Annotated in this window: 16 protein-coding genes; 7 read left to right on the top strand and 9 right to left on the bottom strand. The window is 65.2% G+C overall.

The window, feature by feature from the left end; all coding sequences use genetic code 11:
• The first annotated feature begins 4 nt into the window (after positions 1 to 4).
• Positions 5 to 448 (top strand): GNAT family N-acetyltransferase, encoded by a 444-nt coding sequence (locus tag H0S73_RS05325; RefSeq protein WP_246388735.1) that lies wholly within the window; start codon positions 5 to 7, stop codon positions 446 to 448.
• Positions 449 to 611: 163 nt separating this feature from the next.
• Here the strand turns inward: H0S73_RS05325 and H0S73_RS05320 are convergent, their stop codons facing one another.
• Positions 612 to 1,127, bottom strand: coding sequence for a GNAT family N-acetyltransferase (locus H0S73_RS05320; protein WP_202049774.1), 516 nt, complete (start codon positions 1,125 to 1,127; stop codon positions 612 to 614).
• Between the two features lie 80 nt (positions 1,128 to 1,207).
• Here H0S73_RS05320 and H0S73_RS05315 point away from each other — a divergent pair, with 80 nt between their 5' ends.
• Positions 1,208 to 1,516 carry a hypothetical protein gene (locus tag H0S73_RS05315; RefSeq protein WP_181051187.1) on the top strand — a complete coding sequence of 103 codons (309 nt, stop codon included), beginning with the start codon at positions 1,208 to 1,210 and terminating at the stop codon, positions 1,514 to 1,516.
• A 45-nt stretch (positions 1,517 to 1,561) separates the two neighbouring features.
• On the opposite strand, the gene H0S73_RS05310 is transcribed toward H0S73_RS05315, so the two are convergent.
• The 5 genes from H0S73_RS05310 to ugpB form a co-directional block, all read right to left on the bottom strand.
• Complete coding sequence (locus H0S73_RS05310) at positions 1,562 to 3,193, bottom strand: HAL/PAL/TAL family ammonia-lyase (RefSeq protein WP_181051186.1); 1,632 nt, start codon at positions 3,191 to 3,193, stop codon at positions 1,562 to 1,564.
• A 275-nt stretch (positions 3,194 to 3,468) separates the two neighbouring features.
• Positions 3,469 to 4,545 (bottom strand): sn-glycerol-3-phosphate import ATP-binding protein UgpC, encoded by a 1,077-nt coding sequence (locus tag H0S73_RS05305; protein ID WP_181051185.1) that lies wholly within the window; start codon positions 4,543 to 4,545, stop codon positions 3,469 to 3,471.
• Positions 4,546 to 4,659: 114 nt separating this feature from the next.
• The gene (ugpE, locus tag H0S73_RS05300) at positions 4,660 to 5,505 is read right to left on the bottom strand and encodes a sn-glycerol-3-phosphate ABC transporter permease UgpE (RefSeq protein ID WP_181051184.1); all 846 of its coding nucleotides are present in this window, start codon (positions 5,503 to 5,505) and stop codon (positions 4,660 to 4,662) included.
• Positions 5,505 to 6,386: a sn-glycerol-3-phosphate ABC transporter permease UgpA gene (ugpA, locus tag H0S73_RS05295; protein WP_181051183.1), complete on the bottom strand. Its 882-nt coding sequence runs from the start codon at positions 6,384 to 6,386 to the stop codon at positions 5,505 to 5,507. The genes ugpE and ugpA overlap by 1 nt, the downstream gene beginning before the upstream one ends.
• Positions 6,387 to 6,512: 126 nt before the next feature.
• The gene (ugpB, locus tag H0S73_RS05290) at positions 6,513 to 7,820 is read right to left on the bottom strand and encodes a sn-glycerol-3-phosphate ABC transporter substrate-binding protein UgpB (RefSeq protein ID WP_181051182.1); all 1,308 of its coding nucleotides are present in this window, start codon (positions 7,818 to 7,820) and stop codon (positions 6,513 to 6,515) included.
• A gap of 205 nt (positions 7,821 to 8,025) precedes the next feature.
• Between ugpB and H0S73_RS05285 the strand changes: the two genes are divergently transcribed.
• Positions 8,026 to 8,748: a hypothetical protein gene (locus H0S73_RS05285; protein ID WP_181051181.1), complete on the top strand. Its 723-nt coding sequence runs from the start codon at positions 8,026 to 8,028 to the stop codon at positions 8,746 to 8,748.
• Here the strand turns inward: H0S73_RS05285 and H0S73_RS05280 are convergent.
• Both H0S73_RS05280 and H0S73_RS05275 read right to left on the bottom strand, forming a co-directional pair.
• Positions 8,745 to 9,953 carry an NAD(P)/FAD-dependent oxidoreductase gene (locus tag H0S73_RS05280; RefSeq protein WP_181051180.1) on the bottom strand — a complete coding sequence of 403 codons (1,209 nt, stop codon included), beginning with the start codon at positions 9,951 to 9,953 and terminating at the stop codon, positions 8,745 to 8,747. The genes H0S73_RS05285 and H0S73_RS05280 overlap by 4 nt on opposite strands.
• Positions 9,950 to 10,378: an Lrp/AsnC family transcriptional regulator gene (locus tag H0S73_RS05275; RefSeq protein WP_181051179.1), complete on the bottom strand. Its 429-nt coding sequence runs from the start codon at positions 10,376 to 10,378 to the stop codon at positions 9,950 to 9,952. Before H0S73_RS05275 ends, H0S73_RS05280 begins: the two co-directional genes overlap by 4 nt.
• A 114-nt stretch (positions 10,379 to 10,492) precedes the next feature.
• Here H0S73_RS05275 and H0S73_RS05270 point away from each other — a divergent pair, with 114 nt between their 5' ends.
• The 4 genes from H0S73_RS05270 (at position 10,493) to H0S73_RS05255 (ending at position 15,685) form a co-directional block, all read left to right on the top strand.
• Positions 10,493 to 11,626 (top strand): saccharopine dehydrogenase family protein, encoded by a 1,134-nt coding sequence (locus H0S73_RS05270; protein ID WP_181051178.1) that lies wholly within the window; start codon positions 10,493 to 10,495, stop codon positions 11,624 to 11,626.
• Between the two features lie 317 nt (positions 11,627 to 11,943).
• Entirely contained in the window at positions 11,944 to 13,494 is a 1,551-nt protein-coding gene (gene amaB, locus H0S73_RS05265) for an L-piperidine-6-carboxylate dehydrogenase (RefSeq protein WP_181051177.1), read from the top strand.
• Between the two features lie 75 nt (positions 13,495 to 13,569).
• On the top strand, positions 13,570 to 15,249 hold the full coding sequence (locus H0S73_RS05260) for a thiamine pyrophosphate-binding protein (RefSeq protein ID WP_181051176.1): 1,680 nt from the start codon (positions 13,570 to 13,572) through the stop codon (positions 15,247 to 15,249).
• 178 nt (positions 15,250 to 15,427) lie between these two features.
• Complete coding sequence (locus tag H0S73_RS05255; protein WP_181051175.1) at positions 15,428 to 15,685, top strand: YjhX family toxin; 258 nt, start codon at positions 15,428 to 15,430, stop codon at positions 15,683 to 15,685.
• Positions 15,686 to 15,754: 69 nt separating this feature from the next.
• On the opposite strand, the gene tal is transcribed toward H0S73_RS05255, so the two are convergent.
• On the bottom strand, positions 15,755 to 16,726 hold the full coding sequence (tal, locus tag H0S73_RS05250) for a transaldolase (protein ID WP_181051174.1): 972 nt from the start codon (positions 16,724 to 16,726) through the stop codon (positions 15,755 to 15,757).
• Between the last annotated feature and the right edge of the window lie 63 nt (positions 16,727 to 16,789).

Raw genomic sequence — 16,789 nt, 5'->3', positions numbered from 1 at the left:
CCCTATGATGACCCGGTTGCCCACGATCACGTTCGTTGACGATGCCTCCGCGCTCCAGCCCGTCGTTCTGCAGGGAGTTCGGGGGTTCAACAAAACTCTCTTCCCCGGTCATCCATCCGGCCGGGATCTTTCCATCGCCATCTGCGATCCCGACAGCGATGAGCCGGTCGGGGGCCTCTGCGGCCGCATGAATGGCGGCTGGCTTGCCATCGAGCTTCTCTTCGTACCCGAGGCCTTCCGCGGCATGGGGCTTGCGACGCGGCTGATCGCGATGGCCGAGGAAGAGGCGCGCAACAAAGGCTGTCATTCGGCCTGGATCGACACGCTCAATCCCAAGGCGCTCACGCTCTATCGGCGCTTGGGATACGAGGTCTTCGGCGAGTTGAAGGATTATCCCGTCGGTAGCAGCCGCTTCTTCCTGCAGAAGAAGCTCGGGCCCGTCGCCTGAACCGCCTTGAAGCATCGGATGGAAATCCGAACGCAGGTCCGATGCTTCAATTTTTCGAATTCCCGCATCTTTTTACGCAAAACCGGTTTCCACTTTTGCGCTCGATGCTCTGGTCTTTGCATCTTTCCACGCAAAACCGGTTCCCACTTTTGCGCTCGATGCTTTATCTACGCCATTCCTCCGCGAGCACGGCCCAGCGCTCGTGGTCGCGCCATTCGCCGCCGATCTTGAGATAGCGCGGCGAGTAGCCTTCCTGGCGGAAACCGAGACGCTTGACCAGAGCGCGGGACGGCTCGTTGCCCGGCTGGATATTGGCCTCGATGCGGTGCAGCCCGAGTTCATCGAAGGCATGCGATACCACGAGACTCACCGCTTCGCTCATCAGCCCGCGCCCGGCCATGCCGGCCATGCCGTAATAGCCCATATAGGCGCTCTGGAAGAAGCCGCGCACGATCTCGCTCAGGTTGACGATGCCGACGATCCTGCCGGTCTCCCGCTCACGGGCGATGAACCCGATGGAGCGGTCGCCGTCGCAGCGGGCGAGATAGCCCTGGAAGCTCGCATGGTCGCGGAAGGGCGAGACCCAGGGCTCGTGCAGATCAATGCTGGCGAGATTGGCGGCGATCAGCTCGGTGGCGTCCGAGGCGTGAACGAGACGAATCACAACCCGTGGCAACATGAAGTTCATCCCATCTTCAGGAACCATGGCATAGACATGCCGTTGTCGTCAGCCCCTCCTCACAACATAAGGAATGGACCATGCGAGCCATCATTCTCCCCGCATTCGCCCTTGCCCTCGGCGCAGGTTTCTTCGCCGCACCGCAAGAAGCCCAGGCCCGCTTCGGCGCCGAGCAGCTGCAGGCGCCAAGCCTTGTGGACGATGTCGCCTGCGTGACGCGGCGCGTGCGGACCGTGCGCCCGAACGGCAGCGTGGTCTATCGCACCGTGCGGGATTGCGGCGTACGGCCGGGCTGGAACCGCCGTGTGGAACGCTGCCGCATCGTGCGCGAACGCGTGGTGCGTCCCAACGGCCGCGTGGTGTATCGCGACATCCGCCGCTGCCGCTAATCGAGCTTAGCCAAAAGAAAGGGCCCGGGATGACCGGGCCCTTTTTCATTCCAGCTCGCCGATGGCGCTCTCGACGGCCTCGACCACGGCACCCGAGCGCACGAGGTCGAGAGCCTGCCGCATTTCCGCCGCGTACCAGCGGTCGCCGTCGAGCGCCGGCGGGATAAGGTTGCGGATCGCGTCGATTGCGGCGCGTGAGCCCTTGCCCAGCGGATGATCCTTGGCAAGCGGCTCCACGAGGGTGAGCGCCTGCGCGGCCATCAGCAATTCCCCGGCCACGATCTGCTCCACGTTCTCGACCACCATGCGGGCCTTGCGCCCGCACCAGGTGGAGTTGGAAACGTGGTCCTCGGCATTGGATTTACCGGGAATGGAATCGACGGATCCCGGCGTCGCAAGCCCGCGGTTCTCCATGACCAGCGCCGACATGGAGCACTGTACCGTGGCAAAGCCCGTGTTGAGGCCGCGCTTGCCGGCCAGCAGGTTGCGAGGCAGCCCGTAGGACATGGTGGGATCGATGAGGCGCGCGAGGCGGCGCTCAGAAATCGCCCCGAGATCCGCCATGGCGATGGCGAGAAAGTCCATGGCCTGCGCCATGTACTGCCCGTGGAAATGGCCGCCGGAGATCGACACGTAGCCGCTCTGGCCATCGTCGAAGATCAGCGGGTTGTCGGTGGCGGAGTTCATCTCCGTGCCGATGATGCGCTCCACATACTCGACCGCCTCGACGGCAGGTCCGTGAACCTGCGGCGTGCAGCGCAGGGAATAGACGTCCTGCACGCGGGGAGAAGCGGGCGTTCCCGGCTGGCGCGGCTCGTCGGGGAAGACGATGTCGCGCGCATCCTGCGAGCAGCGCTTCGTGCCCTCGAGAATGCGCAGCAGGTTGCGCGCCGTGCGCGCCTGGCCCGGATGCGGCCGCGCCTTGTGCACGCGCGGATCGAAGGCCGCGAGCTCGCCGCGCATGGCTTCCAGCGACAGGCACATGGCGATGTCGGCCTGCTTGAGCAGACGCCGCGCATCGTGCGTGGCGAGAGCCCCGAGGGCGAGGGACGTGGTCGAACCGTTGATGAGCGCGGAGGCATCCTTCGCGCCGAGCTCGAAATCGGGATCGAAGCCGGCCTCCCTGATGGCCTCGCGCGCCGGCATCCGGCGGCCGCGATAGACCATCTCGGCCTCCTCGAAACCGCAGACCGCCCCGGCCATATGGGCAAGCGGCGCAAGGTCGCCCGAGGCTCCCACGGAACCCTTCTGCGGAATGACCGGATGCAGGCCCGCATTGAGGAAGGCGATGAGGCGCTCCACCAGCTCGACGCGGGGGCCCGAATAGTTCGACGCGAAGGCATTGGCGCGCAGGAGCATCATGGCGCGGGTCACGTCCTCGGAGAACGGCTCGCCCACTCCGGTGGCGTGGGCATAGACGGTTTTCCGCTGGTAGGCCGCCATGTCGCTGATGAGGACGCGCTGGTCCTTGAACAGGCCGACGCCGGTATTGAAGGCATACATGAGCGGCGCGTCGTCATGCATCCAGGTGCGGTCGATATAGTCCCGCGTGGCGGCGATGCGCTCACGCGCTTCCGGCGCCAGGGCGGCCGCGGCGAATGTCCCTTCAGCATCGGGGCGCGCGACGCGCACCACGTCCTGAATGCCGAGAGTGGCGCCATCAAGCTTGACCGTCATCACTGTTCCTCACGTTGGATACACAGGGATACCGAGGCTTCGAACGCGGCGCAACCTCGGGCCTATTCCTCACACCACGTCATCACCGGCCTCGTGCCGGTGATCCCGATGGCATGGAACGCCGAGCTTCACGTCGGCGGGATGGCCGGGGCCGATCCCGGGATCAAGTCCGGGGACGGCCATGACGTGGAGGGTGTCCGAAACGGAGGCCTCAACGAAAAAGGCCCCGGCTGTGCCGAGGCCTCTTGATGTTCATCGAACCGGCAATTCCGCCGTCACGCGCGGCCGAGGCGCTTCGTGGTCTGGGGATCGAAAAGGTGGACGTTGGCCGGGTCGACCGCGAGGGCCAGCTTGCGGGTGTCGGCCGCGATCTGGCCGGTGGAGGCCTGCACGACGAAGTCAGCGCCGGCGACTTTGCCGTGGAAGAGCTGGGTCGCGCCGAGTTCCTCGACGAAATCCACATCCATGGACAGGGAGCTGGAGCCCACGCTGCCCGCCTGCACGTCCTCGGGGCGCAGGCCCACTTCGATGGCGGAGCCGGGGGTGAGGCCGTCACGCATGTCCGACACGGCGATCACCTGTCCGCCGACCGACACGCGGCCGGGGCCTTCGACCTTGCCGGGCAGGATGTTCATGGGCGGGGAGCCGATGAAGGTGGCGACGAAGCGGGTCTCGGGACGGCGGTAGACCTCGGACGGGCTGCCGACCTGTTCGATCTGGCCGCCCGACATCACCACGAGCTTGTCAGAGAGCGTCATCGCCTCGACCTGATCGTGGGTCACGTAAATCGACGTCACGCCGAGGGCCTTCTGCAGGCGCTTGATCTCGACGCGCATCTGCACGCGCAGCTTGGCATCGAGGTTCGAGAGCGGCTCGTCGAAGAGGAAGACCTGGGGCTTGCGCACGATGGCCCGGCCCATGGCCACGCGCTGGCGCTGGCCGCCGGAGAGCGCGCGCGGCTTGCGCTCGAGGAACGACTCGATCGCGAGAATGCGGGCCGCTTCCTTCACACGCTTCTCGATCTCGTCCTTGGGCGTCTTCCGGTTCTTCAGGCCGTAGGCCATGTTGTCGTAGACGCTCATATGCGGGTAGAGCGCGTAGTTCTGGAACACCATCGCGATGTCGCGATCCGCCGGCTCCACTTGGTTCACGACCCGGTCGCCGATCTTCACCTCGCCGGCGGAGATCGTCTCGAGACCCGCGATCATGCGAAGAAGCGTGGACTTGCCGCAGCCCGACGGGCCGACGAGCACGCAGAAGGAGCCGTCCTCAATGCCGAGCGATACGCCCTTCACGGCTTCCACGTTGCCCGAATAGATCTTCCTGACCGTATCGAGGGTTACCCCTGCCATCGTTCCATTCCTTTTGACCGTTGCCCGGGCCACAGGGGCATCGGGCGAAATTCCAACATTGTGAGAACGGACCCGCCCGGCTTTTCCGGGAGGGTCCTGCGGGTCTTCCCCGCGTCACTTTTCCGTTTCGACGAGGCCCTTCACGAAGAGCCTCTGCATGAAGATGACGACCAGGACCGGCGGGATCATCGCGAGCACGGCCGTCGTCATGGCGATGTTCCACTCGGTCAGCGCATCGGTCGTGGTGATCATCTTCTTGATGCCGATCACGATGGTCTGCATCGAGCTCTTCGTGGTGATCAGCAGCGGCCAGAGATACTGGTTCCAGCCATAGATGAACTGGATCACGAAGAGCGCCGCGATCGTCGTCATCGACAGCGGGAGCAGCGTGTCCTTGAAGAAGCGGAACGCGCCCGCGCCGTCGATCTTCGAGGCCTCCAGAAGCTCCTCCGGAATTGTCATGAAGAACTGCCGGAACAGGAGCGTGCCGGTGGCCGACGCGATGAGCGGCAGAATGAGACCGGAATAGGTGTCGAGAAGACCCAGATCCGCGACGATCTTATAGGTCGGATAGATGCGCACTTCGACGGGCAGCATCAGGGTGATGAAGATCACCCAAAACGCCGTCCTGCGGAATGGGAACTTGAAGTAGACTACCGCATAGGCCGACAGGATCGAGATCAGGATCTTACCGAACGCGATACCCAGAGCCATGATCATGGAATTGAGCATCATGCCCATCACGGGCTCGCGGGCCGTCTTGCCGCCGTAGAACAGGGCGCGGGAGTAGTTTTCGAGCGCCTGGTCGCCTGGGGTCAATGGCATGTTGCCGTTGATGATGGTGGCGGTGTCGAAGGTCGACGCCATGATGGCGATATAGACCGGGAAGGCCACCAGGACGACGCCGATGACCAGCGTCAGGTAGGCCATGAAATCTCGAAAGGGACGATTCTCGACCATCAGTACTGCACCTTGCGTTCAACATAGCGGAACTGGACGGCGGTGAGCGCGATCACGATGACCATGAGGACCACCGATTGCGCGGCCGAGAGACCGAGGTCGCCGCCGGAGCGGCCGTCCGCATAAACCTTGTAGACGAGAGTCGTCGTCTGTCCGGCCGGGCCACCGCCCGTCACGGCATCGATGATGCCGAAGGTCTCGAAGAACACGTAGACGATGGTCACGACGAGAAGGAAGAAGGTGGTCGGCGACAGAAGCGGGAAGATGATCGTCCAGAAGCGGCGGAGCGGTCCCGCGCCGTCGATGGCGCCGGCCTCGATCACGCTCTTCGGGATTGCCTGCAGGCCCGCGAGGAAGAACAGGAAGTTGTAGCTGACATGCTTCCACGTGGCGGAGAGTACGAGCAGGATCATGGCGTCATTGCCGTCGAGCATGGGATTCCAGCGGAATCCCATGATGTTGAGCGGGCGGCCGAGAATGCCGAGCGTCGGATGGAACATGAACATCCACAACACGCCCGCGATGGCCGGGGCCACCGCATAGGGCCAGATCAGCAGGGTCTTGAAGCCGTGACCACCGCGCAGGCTCTTGTCGGCCTGGGTGGCGAAGAGAAGGGCGACGGCGAGCGAGAAGAAGGCCACAAGCGTCGAGAAGATCACGGTCGTGATCATCGCCCGGTAATATTCAGGCTGCTCGAAGACCGCGATGTAGTTCTCGAGGCCGACGAATTCGGAAGCGAGACCGAAGGCGTCCTCGCGCAGGAAGGACTGCCAGATCGCCTGCGAGGCCGGCAGGTAGAAGAAAATGACGGTGATCGCCATCTGCGGAAGGATCAGCAGCAGAGGCAGCGTCCACCCTGAAAAATGAGCTCGTTTTTCCATCGCGCTTACGGTTGTCCGGTGACGGTGCAGATGACGGCGTCCACCGGTCTGCGAGGTTGTCCTATAAGATCATCCCGGACGGCTTTCGGCCGCCCGGGATGAAAAACTGTTTTCAGTCGTTCGGGGTTAGCGAACGGTACGCTCGAACTGACGCAGGATCTGGTTCGAACGGGTGACCGCCGCGTCCAGGGCGTCCTTGGCAGGCTTCTGGCCGGCGAGAGCCGCCTCGATCTCCTCGGAGATCACGTCGCGGATCTGGACCATGTTGCCGAAGCGCAGACCGCGGGAGTTCTCGGTCGGCTCCTTGTTGGTCAGCTCCTTCAGGGGCGTCTCGAGCACCGGGTTCTTCTCATAGAAGCCGGAAGCCTTGGTCTTCTCGTAGGCCGCCTTGGTGATCGGGAGATAGCCCGATTCCTGGTGCAGCTTGGCCTGGCGGTCGGTGTCCGACAGGAACGCGAAGAACTTGGCCACGCCCTTGTATTCCTCGGCCTTCTTGCCGCCCATGACCCACAGGGATGCGCCGCCGATGATCGAGTTCTGCGGAGCGCCCTGGATGTCCGGGTAATACGGCATCGGCACCGAGGTGAAGTCGAATTTCGCGTTGGCCTTCACGTTGCCGTAGAAGCCCGACGAGGTCAGGAAGATCGCGCATTCGCCGGAGGTGAAGCGGCCTTCGCTCTTCGAGTCACGGCCCGAATAGTCGTAGGTCTTGTCCTTCTGCAGGTCCACGAGGTTCTGCAGGTGCTTCACGTGCGCCGGAGAGTTGAACTTCATCTCCGTGTCGAAGCCGTCGAGGCCGTTGGCCTTGGTGGCCATCGGGATGTTGTGCCAGGCGGAGAACTGCTCGACATTGGCCCAGGAAGCCCAGGCGTTCGAGAAGCCGCAGGTGTCGTGGCCGGCGGCCTTGAGCTTCTTGCCGGCTTCGAAAACCTCAGGCCAGGTCTTCGGGATCTCGTTCACGCCGGCCTTCTTCAGCTCGTCCTTGTTGATCCACATGACCATCGAGGAGGAGTTGAACGGGAAGGAGAGCATCTCGCCCTTGGCCGTGGAGTAATAGCCGGTGATCGCCGGCAGGTAGGCCTTGGGGTCGAACTTTTCGCCGGCTTCGGCCATCATCTGGTAGACGGGCTTCACGGCACCCCGGGCGCCCATCATGGTCGCCGTGCCGACTTCGAACACCTGCAGGATGTGGGGAGCGTTGCCGGCGCGGAAGGCCGCGATGCCGGCGTTCAGCGTGTCGGCGTACTGGCCCTTGTAGCTGACGACGTCCTTGTAGTCCTTCTGCGAGTTGTTGAACTCGTCCGCCAGCCGGTTCACGACCTCGTTGTTGGCGCCCGTCATGGCGTGCCACCACTGGATCTCGGTCTGGGCGAAGGCGGAGGTGCTCGTCGCCAGGCCGAAGGCCAGAGCGCCGAGGAGTGACTTCTTCATCATAGTGATCTCTCCCATGTCATCCCGTCGGGGACTTCTTGTCGTTCATCACCCCTGCATTAAGGCCGGATGACGTTTCTATGACGAAAACATGACAATCATAGCCGGCTTCAAAATGGAAGCCCTTTCCGCCAAAAGACTTAACGGCCGCCCCCGGGAACAGCCGGAACGCCTCTTCGTTGAGGGATTAACTCAACGGAAGAAACCCATGCCCCAGATGATCGCAGCCCTGTTCAGGGATCCCGCCCAGGCCCGCCAAGCCCTTCAATCCTTGCTGGAAATGGGCATCGCCCAGAACCGAATCGTTGCCGCCGGCAATGCGGAGGCGCGCGAGATCTCGTCGATCTCGGGCTTTCGCGCCCTCTCGGCGCGGGACGAGACCCTGGACGCTCTCCATGATTTGAACCTGCCGGAAGCCGACAAGCGGCTCTTCGCGCAGGGTATCCACAGGCATTGCGCCCTGATCGCCGCGCAGGTCGACCAGGACAATGTCGAGGAGGCCCTGCGGGTGCTGGAGATGTTCGACCCGGTCGATCTCGACGCCAGCAGCCGCGAATGGCTGAACGAGCACGCCTCCGGCGGTTCCGGAGCCGACGCGGGCGCACCGCTCGGAGCCGGAATCGCCGGAGGCGCCACCGGCGGCATGACCAACACGAGCGCCCTGCCCGGCATGGGCCTCGTGGCCGAAGGCTCGGACGATTTGGGCACCACGGATCTCAGGACGGACCGGTTCGCTCAAGACCATCAGGGCTCGGGGACGACGACCGGCACCGGCGCGCGCCGCGGCGACGAGCGGGCCGACCGGGAGGGCGTCAACGAACTCGCCGTCGACACCCGGCCGGATGCCAGCCAGCCCGGTCTCATGCAGCGCTACCTGAACCGCGGCGGCCGGGTCTGGGCCTATCGCACATTCGAGGAAGGCGGGATCTAGATCACGTTCCGCTCGAGCAGCGGCCGGTTGGCGAGGACGCGTTCGTGGCCGAGTTCGGTCAGATCGAGCGTGCGGTAGCCGCCATGGACGATCAGTTCGGCGAGGCCCCGCCCCACGGCCGGGGCCTGCTGCAGGCCATGACCCGAGAAGCCGTTGCAGAGGTGGAAGTTCTTGAACCCGCCCGCAAGGCCGATGATCGCGTTGTGGTCGAGGAGGCTCATGTCGTAGGGGCCCGACCAGGCACGGCCCGGCCTGATCGCCTCGAAGGCCGGGACGCGGTGCGCCAGGTTCGGCCAGATGAACTCCTCGAAGAAGGTGTGGTCGATTTCCTGCGACGCGGGATCCTCGTCGAACCAGTCGGGATCGAGATCCGCTTCCGGCGAGGCGCCGCAGATGAAGTGCCCCTCCCCTTCGGGCCGTACATAGGCGCCCGAGGTGTCGATGAGCAGCGGACAGTTCTCCACGGGTCCCTTGCATGCGAAGGTGAAAACGTAGCGGCGCTTGGCCTGGACCGGGATGTCGAGCCCGGCCATGGCCGCCACGGCCCGTCCGCCGGAGCCGGCGCAGTTGACGAGCGTGCCGCAGGCGATGCGGGTTCCGTCCTTGAGGCGCACGGCCACGATGGTGCCGCCGTCCCGCTCGATTTCCGCAACCTCGCCCTTCACGTATTCGGCGCCGAGGGAACGGGCCTTCTTGCGGAAGGCCTGCAGAAGGCCCCAGCCGTCGAACCAGCCTTCGCCCGAGCGCCCCCAGGTGCCGGCTGCCAGGTCCTCCGTGTTGAGCCAGGGGAAGCGGGCCTTCAGCTCGTCCGGCTTCAGGAACAGGATGTCGGCGCCTTCCGCTGCCTGGAGCGCCTGGTTCTCGGCGAGGATCGACGCACCGGCCTCCGACGCGCAATAGAGATAGCCGCCCTCCTTCAGGCCGATCTCCGGACGCTCGCCGTCGACCGCGAGCCGATCGCCGATGGAGCGCAGGAATTCAATGCCGTAGAGCGAGATGCGGATGTTCACCGCGCTCGAATATTGCTGGCGGATCGAGGCTGCCGACAGGGCCGAGGCGGAGAGCTGGTAGGTCGGATCCTTCTCGATGACGACCACGCGTCCCTTGAAGCCGGAATCGGCGAGCAGGTGATAGGCCGTGGAGGAGCCCATGACGGCGCCGCCCACGATCACGACATCGGCTGAGGAGGAAGCTGCAGAGGTCATCGTTCGAATTTCGTTGAGAGGATGATGGAGGATTGCGTGCGCTCCACCCCTTCGACCGCGCCGATCTTGTCGATGGCCGCGTCGAGGGAGGGAACGTCCTCAGCCTCTACCACCGCCAGCAGATCGAAGACACCCGCAACCGAATGAAGCGCGCGCAATTCTGGCATGCGCTGCAGCGCCGAGACGACGCCGCCCGACGCCTTGGGGGCTACCACGATGGTCACGTGCGCCCGCACCATGCGGCTCGCGACCTCCTCGGCCAGACGCAGGGTATAGCCGGCGATCACTCCCCGGCGCTCCAGGCTCTCGACGCGGGCCTGCACGGTCGTGCGGGAGAGCTTGAGCCGCCGGGCGGCCTCCGCATGGCCGATCCGGGCATTCTCCCGCAGGAGCGCAATCAAGGCACGATCCGTGGCGTCGAGCATCAACCTGACCAGTTACTATGGCGATGTGCCGAAAAATATCCGTCTTTCCGTCAGCTTGTCCATGGCGTTCTGCGGCACTTTGCCTTTTTCTGGGGCGATCACAGGGAGAACTCCATGCATTCGATCCTCGTCATCGGCGCCGGCAAGATCGGCTCCACCATCGTCGACATGCTTCACGAGACCGGCGACTACGACGTCACCGTGGCGGATTCCTCCGCCGCCGCCCTCGAAGCCGTCGCCCAGGGTGGCATCAAGACGATCCAGCTCGACTTCAATGACGCGGTCGCCCTGCAGAACGCGCTCAAGGGCCGCTACGCCGTGCTCAGCGCCGCCCCCTACCACCTCACCGGCCACGTGGCCCAGGCCGCGCGCCTCGCCGACGTCAACTATTTCGATCTGACCGAGGACGTCGCCACCACCCGCATGGTGAAGGAGCTGGCGGAAGGCGCCACCACGGCCTTCATTCCGCAATGCGGCCTCGCCCCGGGGTTCATCTCCATCGTGGCCCACGACATCGCGAGCCGCTTCGACAAGCTCGACACCGTGCGCCTGCGCGTCGGCGCCCTGCCGCAATATCCCTCGAACGCCCTCTCCTATAACCTCACCTGGAGCACGGACGGCGTCATCAACGAGTATATCGAGCGCTGCGAGGCGGTCGTGGACGGCAAGCTCCGCGAAGTCCCCGCCATGGAGGAGCTCGAAGAGTTCTCCCTCGACGGCACCCGCTACGAAGCCTTCAACACCTCGGGCGGCCTCGGCACCCTGTGCGAGACCCTGGAAGGCAAGGTGCGCAACCTGAACTACAAGACCATCCGCTATCCGGGCCACTGCGCCCTGATGCGGGTGCTGCTCAACGACCTTCAGCTGCGCAACCGCCGCGAGGTCCTGAAGGACATCCTGGAGAACGCCGTTCCGGCCACCATGCAGGACATGGTCATCGTCTTCGTGACCGTGACCGGCGAGCGCGGCGGCCGCTACGTGCAGGAAACCTATGCCCGCAGCGTCTACGGCCAGAAGGTCGCCGGGACCCAGCGCACCGCCATCCAGGTGACCACGGCGGCCGGCATCTGCGCCATGCTCGACCTGCTTGTGGCGGGCCAGCTGCCGAAGCAGGGCTTCGTGCGCCAGGAGGAGGTCGACCTCGACAGGTTTCTCACCAACCGCTTCGGCCGCGTCTATGCGGGCGAGCGCCTCGACGAGGGCCGCGAGCCGGCGGTGAAGAACATCCGCCTCGACGCGGTGGCGTAAGGGCAATGCCATTCCCGGCCGGAGATGGCGCAGTCATCGGAGGGGAAGGGAATCCATAGCGCCGCGCGTGATCGTGGATCCCCCTCCCTCGCTGGCGCTCGCCGGGGATGACAGCTCCCTTGTGAGGAGCAGAGCATCTCGAGCCACGCCCTTCGAGTTCTTTACAAATTGGCATGACCCTATTCGGGAAAAGCAGTTCCCAGGCTTCCCGGTCATGCATTAAGACGGTGGCATGAGTGCCGCCGTCGTTTCGTTTCAAAGACAAGCGAGGGTGGTGGGCCGCCAGAGGCCCAAGCCCGCATCCAGGGAGAACCAACATGACCGCGAGCCTGAAACCTGTATCCTCCGCGCCCGCTTCCGTTGCGGATGAGGCCCGCGCCATTCTCGCGCGCCTCGGCGTGCCGGAGAGCGCCTTCGCGTCCGGCGGCCGCCCGGCCCTGTCGCCGATCACCGGCGAGGTGATCGCCCATGTGCGCGAGACGACACCCGAGGAGGCCAAGGCCGCCATCGGCCGCGCCGACGCCGCCTTCAAGGCTTGGCGCAAGGTCCCGGCGCCCAAGCGCGGCGAGTTCATCCGCCTGCTCGGCGAGGAGCTGCGCACCGCCAAGGACGACCTCGGTCGCCTCGTGACGCTGGAAGCCGGCAAGATCGTCTCGGAAGGCCTCGGCGAAGTGCAGGAGATGATCGACATCTGCGATTTCGCCGTCGGCCTGTCGCGTCAGCTCTACGGCCTGACCATCGCGACCGAGCGCGCCGATCACCGCATGATGGAGACCTGGCATCCGCTCGGTGTCTGCGGCGTCATCTCGGCCTTCAACTTCCCCGTGGCCGTGTGGTCCTGGAACGCGGCCCTCGCCCTCGTGTGCGGCGACAGCGTGGTGTGGAAGCCCTCCGAGAAGACCCTGCTGACCGCCCTTGCCACGCACGCCATCGTCGAGCGCGCCGCCAAGCGTTTCGGCGGCGTGCCGGAAGGCCTCTGCGAAGTGCTGCTCGGCGGCCGCGAGATCGGCGAGATCCTCGTCGAGGACCACCGCGTCCCGGTGCTCTCCGCCACCGGCTCCACGGCCATGGGCCGCCAGGTCGGCCCGAAGCTCGCCGAGCGGTTCGCCCGCGCGATCCTGGAGCTCGGTGGCAACAACGCCGCCATCGTGGCTCCCTCGGCCGACCTCGACCTGGCGCTGCGCGGCATCGCCTTCGCGGCCATGGGCACGGCGGGTCAGCGCTGCACCACCCTGCGCCGCCTCTTCGTGCATGAGAGCGTCTACGACCAGCTCGTTCCGCGCCTCGTGAAGGTCTATGGCAGCGTGAAGATCGGCGACCCGCGCGCCGAGGGCACGCTCGTCGGCCCGCTGATCGACAAGGCGGCTTTCGACAACATGGAGCGCGCCCTCGACGAGGCCCGCGCAGCCGGCGGCAAGGTGCATGGCGGCGGACGCTACACGGACGTGGCCAATGAGGGCGTCTATGCCCGCCCGGCCCTTGTCGAGATGCCGAGCCAGACCGGCCCGGTGATGCGCGAAACCTTCGCGCCGATCCTCTACGTGATGCGCTATTCGGATTTCGATGACGTGATCGCGCTGCACAACGCGGTCGGCGCCGGCCTCTCCTCCTCGATCTTCACCCTCAACCTGCGCGAGGCCGAGGCCTTCGTCTCAGTTGCGGGTTCCGATTGCGGCATCGCGAACGTCAATATCGGCCCTTCGGGCGCCGAGATCGGCGGCGCCTTCGGCGGCGAGAAGGAAACCGGCGGCGGACGCGAGTCGGGTTCCGATGCCTGGAAGGCCTATATGCGCCGCGCCACCAACACGATCAATTACGGCTCGACCCTCCCGCTCGCCCAGGGCGTGAAGTTCGACGTGGACGCCTGATCGTTCCAAAAGACACCACGGAGGGCAGAAGTGCCCTCCGTTTTGTTATCTGCCCTCTTACATCGCGAGCCTTCCATGACAGCGTCCTCCCGCACCGGCGGCCAGATCCTTGTCGATCAGCTTCTTACCCATGGGGTCGATCACATCTTCTGCGTTCCGGGCGAGAGTTATCTCGCGGCGCTGGATGCGCTGCATGACGCAAAGATCGACGTGACGGTCTGTCGCCAGGAAGGCGGCGCCGCCATGATGGCGGAAGCCTACGGCAAGCTCACGGGCCGTCCCGGCATCTGCTTCGTCACCCGCGGCCCGGGCGCCACGAACGCCTCGCCGGGCATCCACATCGCCAAGCAGGATTCGACCCCGATGATCCTGTTCGTCGGCCAGATCGAGCGCGGCATGCGCGAGCGCGAGGCGTTCCAGGAACTCGATTACCGCGCCGCCTTCGGCCCGCTCGCCAAATGGGCCACGGAGGTGGACGATCCGGCGCGCTTCCCCGAGATCATCTCCCGCGCCTTCCACGTCGCCACCTCGGGCCGTCCCGGTCCGGTCGTGATCGCGCTGCCGGAGGACGTGCTCACCGAGATGGCGCAGGTCGCCGACGCGCCGCGCTACCAGATCGTCGAGACGCATCCGGGCCTGACGCAGATGGCCGAGCTGCAGAAGCTGCTGCACGGCGCGAAGAAGCCCATTGCGCTCCTCGGCGGCAGCCGCTGGTCCGAGGTCGCGGTGCAGCGCTTCGTGCGCTTCGCCGAGCGCTTCGAACTGCCGGTCGCCTGCACGTTCCGCCGCCAGATGCTGTTTCCCGCCGATCACGCCTCATACATCGGCGACCTCGGCCTCGGGGTGAACCCGAAGCTGCTCGCGCGCATCAAGGAAGCCGACCTCGTCCTGCTCGTCGGCGGGCGCCTCTCCGAGATTCCGAGCCAAGCCTACACACTCCTCGACATTCCGGCGCCGCAGCAGACGCTCATACACATCCATCCCGATCCGAGCGAGATCGGCCGGGTCTATTCCCCGCATCTCGCCATCAACGCTTCGCCGGTCGCCTTCACGGCGGCCCTGGAAGGCGTGCATCCCCCGGCCTCGCTTCCCTGGGGCGAGAGCACGAAGACCGCGCATGCGGATTATCTGGCCTGGAGCGATCCGAGCGCCATCCGCACCGCCGGCGGCCTGCAGATGGGCGAGGTGATGGCACACCTGCGCAAGGTGATGCCCTCCGACACGATCTTCTGCAACGGCGCGGGCAACTTCGCCACCTGGGTCCACCGCTTCTGGCCCTTCCGCGAATACGGCACGCAGCTGGCACCGACCTCGGGCTCCATGGGCTACGGCGTGCCTGCCGGTGTCGGCGCCAAGCGCATCCGGCCCGACAGTCCCGTGGTGGTGTTCGCCGGCGACGGCGACTTCCTCATGAACGGCCAGGAATTCGCCACCGCCGTGCAGTATGATCTGCCGATCCTGGTGATCCTGCTCGACAACGGCATGTACGGTACGATCCGCATGCACCAGGAGCGCGAGTATCCCGGACGCGTCTCGGCCACGATGCTGAAGAACCCTGACTTCGCCGCCTACGCGAAGGCATTCGGCGGCTATGGCGAGCGCGTGACCATGACGGAGGAATTCGCCCCCGCCCTGCAACGGGCGCTGACCTCCGGCAAGCCGGCGATCCTGCACTGCATCATCGACCCGGAAGTCATTACGCCGACCATGTCGCTGACACAGATCCGCGAGAAGGCACTGGCAAGCCGCGGCTGATTGACGTGACCGGAGAACGGCTTCTATAAGGAAGCCGTTCAACCTGGAGCTTTTATGCGCAGAGAGACCGAGTCCCGGTAAAGCCCGCCACCTGACAGGCGGGCACGGCTGATCCCACAGCCGAATGCGCGCGTGCGCGCGCCTCTCTTGCATTCTTGAACAAAGCTCAGGTTTTCCCGTGAACGTTTCACGCAATGGCCAGCGCGTGCTGCACGTGCTCGCTCAAGGCGGCCTCATTCGACATTACAAAGACGAGAACGGCCGCATTTCCGAAATCGAATGCCTCACCCGCGAAGGGTGGCTCATGTCGCTCTGCACGATGGATCTCTTCAAGATGCTGCGCCAGAAAAGGCTTATCGCATCATCGAACGGAGGTCCTTACCGCATCACGCGGGAGGGATTGCAGGCGGTGAGAAGTCGGCCGGACAATCGCTGAACCGGCTCCTCGGTCACAAGAAGGGAGGCGAGATCATCGCCTCCCTTTTCACCAGAACGTGGAGCGTTCTCAGGCCGCCTTCGCCTCGTCGAGCCGCTGCGCCACGAGCGTGCGCAGGCTGCGCAGGTCCTTCACGAAGGAGCGGATGCCCTCGGCGAGCTTTTCGGTTGCCATCGCGTCCTCGTTCAGCGCGAAGCGGAAACTCTTCTCGTCCATGCGCGGCAGGGGCTGGACCTTTTCCACGTTCTCGGCCGAGAGCTTGCGCGGCAGGTCGCCCTCAGCGCTCGCCAGCTCGTCGAGGAGCGCGGGCGAGATGGTGAGGCGGTCGCAGCCGGCAAGAGCCTCGATCTCGCCGATGTTGCGGAAGGACGCGCCCATCACCACGGTCTTGATCCCCTGCGCCTTGTACGAAGCATAGATCTTGCGCACCGACAGCACGCCGGGATCGGTCTCTCCCGTGTAGGGACCGCCGCCCGCCTTCACGTGCCAGTCGAGGATGCGGCCGACGAAGGGCGAGATCAGGAACACGCCCGCTTCGGCGCAGGCCTGGGCCTGGGCCTGGGAGAACAGGAGCGTGAGGTTGCAGTCGATGCCTTCCTTCTGGAGAATCTCGGCGGCGCGGATGCCCTCCCAGGTGGAGGCGATCTTGATCAGGATCTTCTCGCGCCCGATGCCGCGCTCCCCGTAAGCCTTGATGATGGCCCTGGCCTTGGCGACCGTCGCCTCGGTATCGAAAGAGAGGTCGGCGTCTACTTCCGTGGAAACCCGGCCGGGCACGATCTTCGCAAGCTCGGCGCCGAAGGCCACCGCCAGCCGATCGCAGATGGCCGCGACCACGTCCTCGCGCGATCCGCCCTGGGACCGGCCCCAGGCCAGGGCCTCCTCGATGATATGGCCGTAGGCGGGGGTCTCGACCGCCTTCAGAAGCAGGGTCGGGTTGGTGGTGCAGTCCTGGGGCTTCAGGCGGCGCACCGCGTCGAGGTCGCCGGTATCGGCGACGACGACCGTCATGGCGCGCAATTGGTCGAGCTTGGAGGGCATGGGGATCTCCGTGGGTTGTCCTTTGGCGTTTGACTTAGTCCCATAAGGGGCTCGCGTGAAGGG

Origin of the sequence: Microvirga mediterraneensis (genome assembly GCF_013520865.1) — a bacterium.
Lineage (GTDB): Bacteria > Pseudomonadota > Alphaproteobacteria > Rhizobiales > Beijerinckiaceae > Microvirga > Microvirga mediterraneensis.
Note: the sequence above shows the minus strand (reverse complement) of the source record. Positions and strands in the feature narration are given on the sequence as shown.

Bases quoted from the DNA above. Each gene is read 5' to 3' on its own strand.
- H0S73_RS05310 (WP_181051186.1), bottom strand. From the start codon at position 3,193: ATGACGGTCAAGCTTGATGGCGCCACTCTCGGCATTCAGGACGTGGTG.
- tal (WP_181051174.1), bottom strand. From the start codon at position 16,726: ATGCCCTCCAAGCTCGACCAATTGCGCGCCATGACGGTCGTCGTCGCC.
- H0S73_RS05320 (WP_202049774.1), bottom strand. From the start codon at position 1,127: ATGTTGCCACGGGTTGTGATTCGTCTCGTTCACGCCTCGGACGCCACC.
- ugpB (WP_181051182.1), bottom strand. From the start codon at position 7,820: ATGATGAAGAAGTCACTCCTCGGCGCTCTGGCCTTCGGCCTGGCGACG.
- H0S73_RS05270 (WP_181051178.1), top strand. From the start codon at position 10,493: ATGCATTCGATCCTCGTCATCGGCGCCGGCAAGATCGGCTCCACCATC.
- H0S73_RS05260 (WP_181051176.1), top strand. From the start codon at position 13,570: ATGACAGCGTCCTCCCGCACCGGCGGCCAGATCCTTGTCGATCAGCTT.
- H0S73_RS05325 (WP_246388735.1), top strand. From the start codon at position 5: ATGATGACCCGGTTGCCCACGATCACGTTCGTTGACGATGCCTCCGCG.
- ugpA (WP_181051183.1), bottom strand. From the start codon at position 6,386: ATGGAAAAACGAGCTCATTTTTCAGGGTGGACGCTGCCTCTGCTGCTG.
- ugpE (WP_181051184.1), bottom strand. From the start codon at position 5,505: ATGGTCGAGAATCGTCCCTTTCGAGATTTCATGGCCTACCTGACGCTG.
- H0S73_RS05275 (WP_181051179.1), bottom strand. From the start codon at position 10,378: ATGCTCGACGCCACGGATCGTGCCTTGATTGCGCTCCTGCGGGAGAAT.
- H0S73_RS05315 (WP_181051187.1), top strand. From the start codon at position 1,208: ATGCGAGCCATCATTCTCCCCGCATTCGCCCTTGCCCTCGGCGCAGGT.
- H0S73_RS05285 (WP_181051181.1), top strand. From the start codon at position 8,026: ATGCCCCAGATGATCGCAGCCCTGTTCAGGGATCCCGCCCAGGCCCGC.
- amaB (WP_181051177.1), top strand. From the start codon at position 11,944: ATGACCGCGAGCCTGAAACCTGTATCCTCCGCGCCCGCTTCCGTTGCG.
- H0S73_RS05305 (WP_181051185.1), bottom strand. From the start codon at position 4,545: ATGGCAGGGGTAACCCTCGATACGGTCAGGAAGATCTATTCGGGCAAC.
- H0S73_RS05280 (WP_181051180.1), bottom strand. From the start codon at position 9,953: ATGACCTCTGCAGCTTCCTCCTCAGCCGATGTCGTGATCGTGGGCGGC.